We start from the raw sequence: 11695 nt of genomic DNA on the forward strand, positions 1-11695 counted from the left end.
CGACGCCTCGGCGGCCGTCGAGTACCTCCTGCAAACGGCGATCGGCCTTCGGGTGGCCGGGATCCTGGAGACCTCCGAGCTCGCAGCGCCCGAGCTCCTCGACGCCGAGGTTCTCGCCGTGTTGCGATGCGAGGTGCTCGCTGCGCGCCTCGGAGCCGCGCGCGCCGGTGAGGCGATTGCGGATCTTCGATCGTGGGGGCTCGAACGCCTACCGCACCGCGACTTGCTCGACGATGCATGGGCGTTGCGCGGTCACGTAAGCGCCTACGACGCGCTCTATGTCGCTGCCGCACGCGCCCGGGCAGCCACGTTGGTTACCGCCGATGGACCATTGTCACGGGCGCCGGCGCTCGGTGTGGCCGTGCACAACGTCCGGCTCAGTTGAGGGCGCGGAGTCGTCCCGGCCAGGGCCGCGCTCCGAGACGATCAGTGCGGGAGCTGGTCCGCCGTCGCCGCCAGAATGAAATCACTCTCGTGATCCCGTCGATTTTGTGCGTCCAGATCGTGATCCTAGACCTGGCCCACGCGAGCAGGATGTCGGGGTGATGCCCTTCCGCCTCTACCAGCGCGCCGACGTGGCTGGGTCGGTAGTCGGGAGGCGCTGGGTTAACGTAGTCGGGTTTCATCGGACCTTCGCCGCTGCCCCGAACTTCGTCCTTTACTCTAACGAGGGCGCGCGCGTACGCTCGAAGAGGCCGCCGCCGCGGCGGCATGTTCCGCGGCCTCGCGTCGCGGACCGTTCACCGGAGCCATCGCACGTTGCTCCCCCATTTCCACAGGGTCAGTTCGATGTTCCGGCGCACCTCCAGCCTTGCGCGCCGGGCCGAGCACGTCCTCTTCGTGCGGCGGGCACCACTCGAGCTGGGACTCGTGCAGCGCCACCGGATCCCGGGTCATGTCCGTCACGAAGCGCATCACCCGCTGGCCCTCGCGGTAGACTCCCACACCCTGACCAGGAGCGGAGGCGTTCAGACCCGCCTGGCTGGCGGTTTTCGCGAGTTGCGAGCACGACCGACGGGCGGCACTATGGTGGCCGTGACGACCGCAGATCGGCGCCGGTGGGACGAGGAAAGGCGCGCAACGCTCGCAGATCGGCGGCGGCGCCAGAAGACCGTGCCTATCGAGGAGCGGCTGCTCGAAACCATCGCGTGGTCTGCCATCCTGCTCGCGGAAGACTTGCGCCGGAACGGTGAGCGCCCCGAGCGCCCACTGCCCGTTGGTCTTGGCACCCGCCTCTCGTGACCTACGGGGCCGCCGATCTCGAGCGCATCTTCGGCGACCAGCTCCGGACGATATCGCGCGCTCTCTCCGCGCTCGGGGCGGACTACATGCTGATTGGTGGACTCGCCGTCGGCGTCTGGGGAGAGCCCCGCGCCACAAAGGACGCCGACTTCTGCGTCCACGTGATGGCGTCGGCGGATGATCTTCGCGCCGGGCTCGCCACTGCCGGCCTCGAAGTCGCGCGGGGAGATTTGGACCGCGCACTCGCGCAGGGTGAGTCGGTACGCTTGCGCCGCATCGATGCCCGGGACGAGCCGGTCGCCGTCGATCTGCTCCTCGCCGTCACGCCCTTCGAAATCGAAGCGCTCGGTCGCCGCCGTCCCCTCTCTGTGCTGGGCGTCGAATTGCCCGTCGTGGCACCAGAAGATCTCTTCGTCTTCAAATTGATTGCCGGACGCCCGCAGGATCTCGCCGACGCCGCCCTCCTTCATGATCTCCACGGAGAGACGTTTGACCGCGCGCGCGTTCGCCGCTGGTGCCGCGAGTTCGGCGTCGAGGAGCGGTTGGCGTCCTTCCCCGCTCCCTGAACCCAGCGTAGCCAACGGCCGCCTACGACGACCCGTCGCGCCTAACACCTTCAGCAGATGATCGAGGATGGTGGACTCACCCGTCGCTCGTCGCACGTAAGCTTTCGCGCCTGCGCCTTCCCTTTGGCCGCGGGGAAGGATGCGGGCTGCGGATGGCCAATGGCGAGGGAGAGACCAGCGGGCCAGACGCTAGGCTAGAGAAAACTGGCGGCGCTCATCCGCCTTGAACGGCGCGAGCTGGCCGACGGCCGCATGCTCGATTGCGCTCCGTGGGACGCGCTCTTCGCCGGCAACGAGGAGTTTCGTCGGCTCGCGCTCGCGTCGGAGGCCACCGCGCGCCACGTGGAATATTTTGTTCATATCCCACGGAATGAGGTCAAGTGGGATATGCTCGTTCGCAAAGGCGAATCGGCGGCGCGGCTCGAGGCCGAACGAGGCCGTCGAGGGCCGTCGGCATTGAAGTCGTCGATCGTGCGGAAGAAGTACTGCCCGTTCACCGCGAGCTCGCTCCACAGTCGGCGCGCCATGCTATGTGATCTCCGTGTCCGGTGACTCGGCAGGAGGCTTCCAAGCTCTCACGGCCCGATTACGCGACGGCAGCGACGTGACGGTGCGCGCGATCCGCGCGGATGACGCCGACAAGCTGCAAGCCGCCATCCCCGCGCGCTCGCCGGAATCGCGGTACTCGCGGTTCTTCTCGCCGCTCCGCGAGCTGCCGTCGCAGCTGCTCGAACGCGCCACCCATCCCGACCAGCAGGATGAGCTGCAGCTCGTCGCCGGCGCCGGCTCCGGGTCGGAGGAAGCAATCATCGCCGGTGGGCGCTATGCGGCCACGGCGACGGACGGGGACTGCGCGTTCGGAATCGCCGTGGCCGACGCCTGGCATGGACGCGGGCTCGCCCGCCTCCTGCTCGAGACGCTGATCCGGTACGGCGCACGCCCGCGGGTTCAAGCGCATGGAGGGGTACATCCTCGCGACCAACACCGCGATGCTCGGTCTCGCGAAGCGCCTCGGCTTTCAGACCGTCCAGAGTCCCGAGGGTCCGACCGTCCACCTCGTGCGCTGCGACCTCGGCACCCTGCAGCTACGATAAGACGTCGAGCGCCCGGCTGCGCTTCGGACCGTAGCGCCAGACGGCGAAGTCGCGATCGAAGCTCGCCGCCCGCCCGCAACCGACCCGCTCGATCACCGCGAAGCTCGTGCAATCCACGAGGTCGAATTGCTGGTCTTCCCACGCCGTCGCGATCCCCTGCGCGCGCTCGAGGTCGGCGAGACTCGTCGTCTCCACCGCCAACGGGGTACTACGGACGGCGCCGAGAAACCGCATGGCCGCCGCCCAGCCGGCGCGTAGCCGGATCATCATCCACGTCTCGAGCAACACGTGGTCGGTCGTGAACGTGTGCTCGGCGGCGATCGCGACGAGCAGCCGCCGGGCCTGCTGGTGGCGTGCGTCGCGACGCACTGCCGCCGCGAACAACACACCCGTGTCGACGAAGGTCGTCATCGGCGTGTCTTTCCCGTCCGGGTCCGGCCGAGCTTACGGCGGAGACGTTCGTGCAGGAGCTCATCGCGATAGCCCGTCCCATCCTTGGCGACGTTACCCGCCGGCGCCTCCTCGACGCACCCGATCAGGTCGTCGAACGACGCCGAAGGGGCGGCGCCGCGACGGGCATAGTGGGCCTCAACGACCTCACGCACGTACGCCGCCAGCGAGACCCCCTGCTCCGCGGCGTCGCGGCCGAGTCGTCGATGCGTCTCGCTGGAAAGGTAGAGCTGGGTACGCTGCAGCTTCATGATGGTGACATCATGGCACCACGTCTTGAGTCGCCGCAAGTACGGGAGCGCCTCCCGCAATCGATCAACGCGGCAGGAGCTGCACTGCGACGATCTTCACGATCGTCGCGCACGGGAAGCTGATCGCGTAGCCGACGTCCGTGCGGTCCGTCGGCGCCAAGCGCGCCGCGGCCGCGAGGATCGCAGGATTGCCGGTGGCACCGGAACAGATGCCGAGCAGATCGTCGAATGGAATCCGCAGCAGGTAGCCGCCGCCGAGCACGACGAGCACGAGGGTGAGGACGACCGCGGCGCCGCCGAGCAAGATCGGTACCCCGTTCGACGCCACCGTCGCCGCGAACGGGGCGCCGGCGCCGAGCGCGACGACGCCGATGTAGATCGAGAGGTCGAGGTTCCGGAGCACGAGGTTCGCGACCACCGGCCCGCCGGCGACGCCGGGCGCGAAGCTGCCCCGCCCGGGAGCGGCAGCGGCACCATGCCGACGAGCAGACCGAGGGCCATCCCGACACCGATCGGGACGAACGACATCTCGGCGTTGCCCCGGACGCTGTCGCCGAAGAACCGCCCCACCTCCGCCTGCCGTCCGACGGGTACCGCCATCACCAGCTGGTCGCCGAACTCGAGCACGAGATCGGACGACGCGAGGAGTTGCGCGTCGCCACGGCGGACGTACGAGATCATGACGGGGAAGTCGGGGAGCACGATCGTCCCGAGCGCCTTGCCGACGAGGGCCGCGCGCGACACATACGCGCGGACGACGTCGTAGTCGGCGCGATCACGGCTGAGGAGCCCCGGCTGCTCCCTACGGTTTGCCGCGCGACGTCGACCCGCTCGAAGGCTGGATCGTCAGTGCATAGCGCGCCGCGCAGAGTCTCATCGGGTCTCGGGCAAGATGCGCGCATGCGCCGCGCCTTGCTCTTCACTGCACTCGTTGTCGCTGCGATGCTCGTGCCGGGTTTCTCGGTTGCAGCGCAGTCGATCGAAGGCATCGTCCGCTACGTGATCGACGGCGACACCGTCGTGCTGCAGCCCGACGCCGGCAAGCCGATCAAGCTGCGGCTGATCGGGCTCGATGCGCCGGAAATCGATCGCCGGCTGGTCAAGCTCACACTCGACGGCGACGACGTCGGCGCCTGGCTGGTGCTGCAAGGCCACGCCTGGAACGTTCGCTACCGCGGCCGAAGTGGTCCGTACACGCGTGAGGAGCGTGCCGCGCGCGCCGCCAGACGCGGCGTCTTCGCCACGCCCGATGCGATGCCGCCACGCAGCTTCCGGCGCCAGCACGGCAGTTGCTACCCGGTGCGCGCGCCCTGACCGCAGGCGCCGCCTGTGCGTCGCGTGCGCAGTGCAGCCGCTAGTCGTGCGTGATCGGCTTCTTCGTGAAGAGGAAGTCCTTCAACTCGCCGGAGAACTTCTTGTCGTTGCGGCGAATCCACTCGAGCACCATCGCGGCGTGTTCCTTCTCCTCGTCGCGGTTGTGTTCGAGGATCGCCTTCAGTTCCGGATCCTTGCAAGCGTCGGCGCGCTGGTTGTACCAGTCGACCGCCTCCAACTCCTCCATCAGCGAGACGATCGCGCGGTGCATGTCGCGCGTCTGATCGGAGAGTTCTTCGATTGGTTCGTGATAGCCCACGCTGGACATGCGGTTCTCCTCCTGGGTCGATGAACAAGGGTGCGCGTGTGCCAGCACCGCCGGCACACGCGGTCTGCGGGCGCCTGCCTACGGCATCGCGATCCCGATCGCGTCGGCGACGCCCTTGCCGTACGCCGGGTCGGCAGCCGTGCAGTTGCGGACGTGGCGTTGCTGGATCTCGAGCGGCGCGTCGCCGATCGCGCGCGCGGTGTTCTCGAACAGCGCCTTGCGTTGCTGCGCATTCATCAAGCGGAACAGTGCGCCGGGCTGCGAGAAGTAGTCGGCATCCTCGCGGTGGTTCCAGTGATCGGCCGCGCCCGAGAGCGCAAGCGGCGGCTCGCGAAAGTCCGGCTGCTCCTGCCACTCGCCGTAGCTGTTGGGCTCGTAGCCGAGCGTCGCGCCGTGATTCGCGTCGACCCGCATCGCGCCGTCGCGGTGGTAGCTGTGCACCGGGCAGCGCGCCGCGTTGACCGGAATCAGGTGGTGGTTCACGCCGAGCCGGTAGCGCTGCGCGTCGCCATACGAGAAGAGCCGCCCCTGCAGCATCTTGTCGGGCGAGAAGCCAATGCCGGGAACCACGTTCGCCGGGTTGAACGCCGACTGTTCGACCTCGGCGAAGAAGTTCTCCGGGTTGCGGTCGAGTTCCATTACGCCGACTTCGATCAGCGGGTAGTCCTTGTGCGGCCAGATCTTCGTCAGGTCGAACGGGTTGTACGGCGTCTTCGCTGCGTCGGCCTCGGGCATGACCTGGACCAGCAGCGTCCACTTCGGGTTCTCGCCGCGCTCGATCGCCTCGTACAGATCGCGCTGGTGGCTTTCGCGGTCCCGGCCGATTAGCGCTTCGGCGTCGGCGTCGCTCAGGTTCCTGATCCCCTGCTGGCACTTGAAGTGGAACTTGACCCAGTGGCGCTCGTTCTTCGCGTTGAGCAGGCTGAAGGTGTGGCTGCCGAAGCCGTGCATCGTGCGGTAGCTCGCCGGGATGCCGCGGTCGCTCATCACGATCGTGACCTGGTGCAGCGCCTCGGGCAGCGAGGTCCAGAAGTCCCAGTTGTTCTTCGCGCTGCGCAGGTTGGTGCGCGGGTCGCGCTTGACGGCGTGATTGAGGTCGGGGAACTTGAGCGGGTCGCGCAGGAAGAAGACCGGCGTGTTGTTGCCGACCAGGTCCCAGTTGCCCTCGCGGCAGCCTGGCAGCGACGTAGGTCTATGGACACATCACGCGGACGGTGCGGTGTGATCGAGGTCGTGAGCGCGCCACTGTCGGTGTCCGAGCTCGTGAGTGTGGCAGCGGCGCCCGGCGGGTAGCGCGCCGAGAGTACGACCCGCCTGGCATGGGCACGCCGCCGGGGACGCGGCGGCCAGACGACTCCGCGGCACCGATGGCTGGTGCTGGATGGTCGCGACGGAGATCATCGACGACTCCGCTGCTGCGGTGGTGGACCGCGGCACTCGCGGAGCAGTGGACGGCGTACCATCGCGCGCTGGTGACAGGTCGGACAGCGCGCCAAGTCGATGCCGGTCAGTTGGAGCAGGAGCGCGGCGAATGGACGCGGTTTGCGTGCTGCAGGGCCTGCCGCGGGAACGGGTTCGTTGTGCGCGGGGGAGTGCGGGTGGCGAGGAGGCGCCGGGTGTGCGCAAGACGCGTGCGGACGTGGACCGCGGCCCTCCACCACCCCCGCCGCCAGACGACTGGCGTTGTTCGGCGGCTTCGTCGGGACTACGGACCCGTCCGACTTCCCCAAGCCGTGCATCACCGGCGTACGGCCATCAGCCTTTCCGGTGCGGCCCGCCGCACCATCCGCGACAGGCAGCCTGGGGATCTCCCGGTTCTCGCGCAAGAAGGTTCCGCACGTGCCACGGGTCTTCGACCGCGCGGGGCCGCTCGAGGACTCGCGCTTGCGCCCTCGATGCATGTCGCCTTCCGCCTCGGATAACGGCGTCGGCGCTCCGGAGTGCCTGGTTTCGCGACTCCATACCGCGCCCGTGCGTGCCCCTGTCAACGCTTCACCGTCACCCTTGCAGGCACCGGCGCATGACTCGGGGTCGTCGTGGATCGCTACTCCTTCGACGTGAGGCTCTTTTATCCTCTCCTTCTTGCCGGTTTATCCCGGCGCACTATCCGTTCGGCGAACATCGCCGAACCACATGCCCGAGGTACACCGCTAGTCCGGGCAACCGGTCGCGGACATCGAGCCCCGCGCGATACCAGGCGAGCACGCGGTTGACGGCGAACGTGTGGCGGAGCGAGTGCAGACTCGCGCCGCGGCTGCCGGCGGGCTCGCGGAAGCCCAGACATCGGACCAACGCGACGAAGGTGCGGGCGACCACATGGTAGGTCAATGGGCCCGGGCGTTCCGACGGTTGTGTCGGGAACCGCCGCGCGCACAGAGAAAGGAACCCGCGCGCGACACTCAGACGCCGCGCTTGGCCCGCAGCGCCACAGTGCGCGGCCGTGGTGCGGTGTCTTCGGGTCTTCGTTTGGAAGACACGGATTGACAGACATATGCTTCCACGCGATTCTGCGTCTATGGGAACAAGAATTTCGACGGATCTTGCTGATCCACGACTTCTCAAGCTCCTCAAGGCGGAAGCGAACGAGCGGGACACGACCGTCAAGGACGTTCTTTCGCGGGCGCTGGAGGCGTACTTCGCGGAGCGGTTGGAGTCGAAAGCGCTCGCGAAGCTCGCCGAATCTTCCTTCGGCGAGTGGGACGATCCGCGGGACGCGGAGTACGACCGGCTGTGAAAGCCGGGGACGTCGCGCTCGTGCGGTTCCCGTTCGCGGACCTCGCGACGACCAAGAAGCGCCCGGCGCTGGTGCTGACGGTGACGACGCGCTCACCCCGCTACCGGCTCGCGACGCTGACAATGATCACGAGCCAGGTCGAGGCCCTGAAGCTCGAGGGCGACGTCATCTTGGAGGATTGGAAGGCCGCGGGTCTCTTGCATCCCAGCCTGCTGCGCGTCGCGAAGGTCGCGACCGTCGGCTCCGAGCTCGTCGACAAGACGATCGGCAAGCTGTCGGCACGAGATCTCGTCGCGGCACGGCAAGCCTTTCGCCGGGTGTTCTCGGACTGGATCCGCTGAGGCGATCAGCGACGGTACAGTCGGGGTTCTTACAGCCGCCCGAAGAAATCGTTTCCTTTGTCGTCGACCACGATGAACGCCGGGAAGTCCTCGACCTCGATCTTCCAGATCGCTTCCATGCCGAGCTCGGGGTACGCGAGGACCTCGACCTTGCGGATGTTGTCGCGCGCGAGGATGGCCGCCGGACCGCCGATCGAGCCGAGATAGAAGCCGCCGTGCTTCTTGCACGCCTCGGCGACGGCCGGCGAGCGGTTGCCCTTGGCGAGCGTCACGAAGCTCCCGCCGTGCTGCATGAACTGGTCGACGTACGCGTCCATGCGGCCCGCGGTCGTCGGGCCGAACGATCCGGACGGCATGCCGGGCGGCGTCTTCGCGGGACCCGCGTAGTAGATCGGGTGGTCCTTCACGTACTGCGGGAGGCCCTCGCCGCGCTCGATGCGGGCCCGGAGCTTCGCGTGCGCGAGATCGCGCGCGACGATCATCGGCCCCGTGAGCGCGAGCCGGGTCTTGATCGGGTACCGCGAAAGCGCCGCGCGGATCGCGCTCATCGGCTGCCGCAAATCGACCTTCACGACCCCGCCGGACAACTGCTTCTCGTCGATGTCGGGGAGGAAGTGGGAGGGGTTGGTCTCGAGCTGCTCGAGGAAGACACCGTCGGAAGTGATCTTCGCCTTGGCCTGGCGATCGGCGGAGCACGAGACGCCGATGCCGATCGGCAGGCTCGCGCCGTGGCGCGGCAGCCGGATCACCCGCACGTCGTGACAGAAATATGTCGGTAGTCGGGATTAGCGCTGTGGTTGACGTAACCGAGTCTTATCGGACCTTCCCCGCTGCCCCGAACTTCGTCCTTTACCTCACGACGGCTCGACTATCTCGACCATCAGCCGGACCACCGAACGGGGCGTGAAGAATTCGCCACCGCCCTGGCTCTCGCTCTTAGTCGAGATCGCATGCGATGTGCGAAGCGCGCGAAGGTGTCAGCTTGCCGGCAACGCGAGGAGCGCCTTACCGACCTTGCCACACTTGACGCGCTTCCCGAAGCCCGCGAGGACGCTCTGCGACCAGCTCATGATGTCGGCGACGCGATACGCGAAGGTCGGATCGAAGAGCTCGCCATGCGCGAGCACGAGCGGATACTGGTTCCTCCACGTTCCGATGGGCGTGTCCGCGTTCTGCGCGGTGAGATTCGGCTGATAGGCGAGGTCGCCGAGACTGGTCGTGCACGCGCCTTCGAATTGTGCAGCGTTAGTGTACGGGCTTTCCGGAACGTGCGTCGGCGCGCCGAAGAGCCAGTTTCCTCGGCCGAGCAAGAGAAACGATCCGGACGGTTGGCTGATGCCGGCCTTTTTGAGTAGCGAGCCGGCCGCCTTCGTCTCGTAGTCGACGTCCTGGAGCTTCAGCATGGCGTTGAGCAGCCGTGGGAACTCGGCACAGCGGGCGACCCCCTTGTTCAAGAAGCGTTCGAGCTTCAGTGTCGAACTGCAGAAGAAGGGAGTCGTCAGCAAACCGCCATAGACCGCCAGCGCCTCCGCATCGCTGGCGACGCCGTCGACCGGGCTGAAGCGCACGCGCGTGATGTCGCGGCCGGCGAACGCGCTCCAGATCGCATCGATCGCTTGCGACTCGTCGGCAATCTGCGAGTGAAACGGAATCGCGTTCGCGAGGACCGAGTGCAATTGTTGCTCTTTACCTTTGGGACGACCCAGCGACACGAACACCCGGTGCTCCGTGCGCCCCGCGAAGAAACTCGCGCTGTCGCTCGTGCCGAACTCGACCTCCAGCGTCCAGTCGATCCGCAGGAGGTCTTGCGTGGAGAAAGGCGGGAACGTGAACGGCGTCAAGAATTTCTGGAGCAAAGCGTGAGTCCCACCGAACTTCGAGAGCTTCGCGTCTTGCGCCTCGACGTGCACCTCGGCGCCTCCACCGAACTGGACGATGGCGCTGACCCGCGCGGCTCGGATGCCGTCAATCGGCGGCAGCTTGAACGTCGCTTCCTTGATCTCGAGGGTCGAGCCGACCTGCGTCACGAAGGGCCAGCTCTTTTCGGTCACGCCGTCGTAGTCGCAGTCGTTCCAATCGTAGACCGCGAGGCCCTGGCAGACCGAAAAGTCCTTCCGCTCCTGCGTCACACCGGGGCACGCCGGGCTCTCAGGGTCGCGACCGCAGTCACGGATGACCGGTCGAGCGTCGCCGCCGAACTGAACCGCGTCGACGAGTCGCAAGGGTGACGGCTCGACCTCGTAACTCCCCGACACGACGGTTCCGGGGCGATCGGCGCACCCGTTGACGCCCTCGCCTTCGGTCTCGACCACGAACGTGATCGAGATCGGCGGATCGCCCTGGTAGAGCGACCCGATGTGACCGACCTGCCCGACCACCGTGCCGTCGGGATATGCGGGCGAGCCCATGAAGCCGCTGTCCACTCCCTGCACGTCGTTCAGGTGTACGACATCGCCGACATGGAGCCCGGTGATCACTTCTTGACCCGGCCCTTCGCAGAGACCCGTCGCGCTGACGCCGTCGGGAGCGATGTGAATGCTGCCAGTTGCGGCCCGGGCCGGCCCGATCGGCATTGGCAGTGCTGCGAAGAGCACGCACAGGGCCAGGAGACGACTGACGCGGAAGCAGATGCGGCGCACGTTGAATCGTCCGATACAGTCGTGCTGGTACCGCAATTGATGCGCGCCCCGCAAGAGTCTTCGCGTGTGGTCGGTCGGGATTAGCGCTGTGGTTGACGTAACCGAGTCTTATCGGACCTTCCCCGCTGCCCCGAACTTCGTCCTTTACCTCACGACGGGGCGGATTAGCGGGGCCCCCACTCACCGAGCCCGGGCAGGTGCCGTCCCGAGGCGGTGCTGGGGCGTATCCATTGGCGCGAGCAGCCTGGTCAAGACGCAGCGCGGCGCTGATCGCGTGATGCGATCCCGAATGGGTCGCGTGAACGGCCGCGGACGCCCGGCGATTCGCTACGCCAGCTCGTCTTCGGCCCCGGGCGGTGGACGGGCCGGGGCGGGACCCGGGGTGTCCGTCGGGAGGCCGAGGTGTCGGAGGATGCGCTGCACGACGGGTGGGTCTTCGATCGTGGCGAGGAAGCGTAGGCGGGCGCCGCAGTCGCAGGCGAGGACGTCGATCTCGAAGACCCGGCGCATCAAGTCGGCCCAGAGCCACCCACGACGGGACGGGCGACTTTCGGGTGGGGCGGCCGTCGCCGGGGATTCCGGCACGGCCGGCGTCGGCTGCTTGGCCAGCAGTGGGACCACGTGCGCGACGGCAGCCGCCCGACGACGGGCCCGGGCGCCGAGGATGCCGTGATACAGCACGAGATTGACTCTGGGCTTCGGGATGAGGACCGCGAGTTTCTCCAGGAACTCGACG

Annotated in this window: 15 protein-coding genes and 3 pseudogenes; 7 read left to right on the forward strand and 11 right to left on the reverse strand. The window is 67.5% G+C overall.

Translation table 11 applies throughout. The features are described 5' to 3' along the window. On the forward strand, nt 1-385 hold a 385-nt coding region (locus IT293_17920; protein MCC6766542.1), incomplete at its 5' end, for a type II toxin-antitoxin system VapC family toxin. 41 nt (nt 386-426) lie between these two features. Here the strand turns inward: IT293_17920 and IT293_17925 are convergent. After that, nucleotides 427-713 (reverse strand): annotated as a pseudogene (locus tag IT293_17925) (4a-hydroxytetrahydrobiopterin dehydratase). 76 nt (nt 714-789) lie between these two features. On the opposite strand from IT293_17925, the gene IT293_17930 reads away from it, so the two are divergent. The 3 genes from IT293_17930 (at nt 790) to IT293_17940 (ending at nt 2902) form a co-directional block, all read left to right on the forward strand. Further along, a complete protein-coding gene (locus IT293_17930; protein ID MCC6766543.1) occupies nt 790-1242 on the forward strand; it encodes a hypothetical protein in 453 nt (150 codons plus the stop codon). Continuing rightward, nucleotides 1239-1808, forward strand: a complete 570-nt coding sequence (locus IT293_17935) for a nucleotidyltransferase (protein ID MCC6766544.1) — start codon at nt 1239-1241, stop codon at nt 1806-1808. Before IT293_17930 ends, IT293_17935 begins: the two co-directional genes overlap by 4 nt. A 956-nt stretch (nt 1809-2764) precedes the next feature. Next, complete coding sequence (locus tag IT293_17940; GenBank protein MCC6766545.1) at nt 2765-2902, forward strand: hypothetical protein; 138 nt, start codon at nt 2765-2767, stop codon at nt 2900-2902. Here the strand turns inward: IT293_17940 and IT293_17945 are convergent. The 4 genes and pseudogenes from IT293_17945 to IT293_17960 all read right to left on the reverse strand — a co-directional run bounded on the left by IT293_17945 (nt 2894) and on the right by IT293_17960 (nt 4347). Next, entirely contained in the window at nt 2894-3313 is a 420-nt protein-coding gene (locus IT293_17945; GenBank protein ID MCC6766546.1) for a PIN domain-containing protein, read from the reverse strand. The two genes, IT293_17940 and IT293_17945, sit on opposite strands and share 9 nt — an antisense overlap. Continuing rightward, nucleotides 3310-3603, reverse strand: coding sequence for a hypothetical protein (locus IT293_17950; GenBank protein MCC6766547.1), 294 nt, complete (start codon nt 3601-3603; stop codon nt 3310-3312). Before IT293_17950 ends, IT293_17945 begins: the two co-directional genes overlap by 4 nt. Nucleotides 3604-3667: 64 nt before the next feature. Next, on the reverse strand, nt 3668-4021 hold the full coding sequence (locus IT293_17955; protein MCC6766548.1) for a hypothetical protein: 354 nt from the start codon (nt 4019-4021) through the stop codon (nt 3668-3670). A gap of 134 nt (nt 4022-4155) precedes the next feature. Continuing rightward, nucleotides 4156-4347: pseudogene (locus tag IT293_17960) on the reverse strand (TrkA C-terminal domain-containing protein). Between the two features lie 156 nt (nt 4348-4503). Between IT293_17960 and IT293_17965 the strand changes: the two are divergent. Then, on the forward strand, nt 4504-4917 hold the full coding sequence (locus IT293_17965) for a thermonuclease family protein (GenBank protein MCC6766549.1): 414 nt from the start codon (nt 4504-4506) through the stop codon (nt 4915-4917). Nucleotides 4918-4957: 40 nt separating this feature from the next. On the opposite strand, the gene IT293_17970 is transcribed toward IT293_17965, so the two are convergent. Both IT293_17970 and IT293_17975 read right to left on the reverse strand, forming a co-directional pair. Next, on the reverse strand, nt 4958-5245 hold the full coding sequence (locus tag IT293_17970) for a ferritin (GenBank protein MCC6766550.1): 288 nt from the start codon (nt 5243-5245) through the stop codon (nt 4958-4960). Nucleotides 5246-5323: 78 nt separating this feature from the next. Then, nucleotides 5324-6412: pseudogene (locus IT293_17975) on the reverse strand (catalase). 1324 nt (nt 6413-7736) lie between these two features. Between IT293_17975 and IT293_17980 the strand changes: the two are divergent. Further along, nucleotides 7737-7979: a hypothetical protein gene (locus tag IT293_17980; protein ID MCC6766551.1), complete on the forward strand. Its 243-nt coding sequence runs from the start codon at nt 7737-7739 to the stop codon at nt 7977-7979. Further along, nucleotides 7976-8320, forward strand: coding sequence for a type II toxin-antitoxin system PemK/MazF family toxin (locus IT293_17985; protein ID MCC6766552.1), 345 nt, complete (start codon nt 7976-7978; stop codon nt 8318-8320). Before IT293_17980 ends, IT293_17985 begins: the two co-directional genes overlap by 4 nt. A 29-nt stretch (nt 8321-8349) precedes the next feature. On the opposite strand, the gene IT293_17990 is transcribed toward IT293_17985, so the two are convergent. The 4 genes from IT293_17990 to IT293_18005 form a co-directional block, all read right to left on the reverse strand. Beyond that, on the reverse strand, nt 8350-9075 hold the full coding sequence (locus IT293_17990) for a fumarate hydratase C-terminal domain-containing protein (GenBank protein MCC6766553.1): 726 nt from the start codon (nt 9073-9075) through the stop codon (nt 8350-8352). 99 nt (nt 9076-9174) lie between these two features. Then, nucleotides 9175-9267 carry an N-6 DNA methylase gene (locus tag IT293_17995; GenBank protein ID MCC6766554.1) on the reverse strand — a complete coding sequence of 31 codons (93 nt, stop codon included), beginning with the start codon at nt 9265-9267 and terminating at the stop codon, nt 9175-9177. A 30-nt stretch (nt 9268-9297) separates the two neighbouring features. Further along, a complete protein-coding gene (locus tag IT293_18000; protein ID MCC6766555.1) occupies nt 9298-10959 on the reverse strand; it encodes a hypothetical protein in 1662 nt (553 codons plus the stop codon). A 327-nt stretch (nt 10960-11286) separates the two neighbouring features. After that, nucleotides 11287-11695: hypothetical protein (locus IT293_18005; GenBank protein MCC6766556.1), on the reverse strand; the 409-nt coding region annotated here is incomplete at its 5' end.

The sequence above is a fragment of the Deltaproteobacteria bacterium genome (genome assembly GCA_020848745.1).
In the GTDB taxonomy this organism is placed as follows: domain Bacteria; phylum Desulfobacterota; class Binatia; order UTPRO1; family UTPRO1; genus UTPRO1.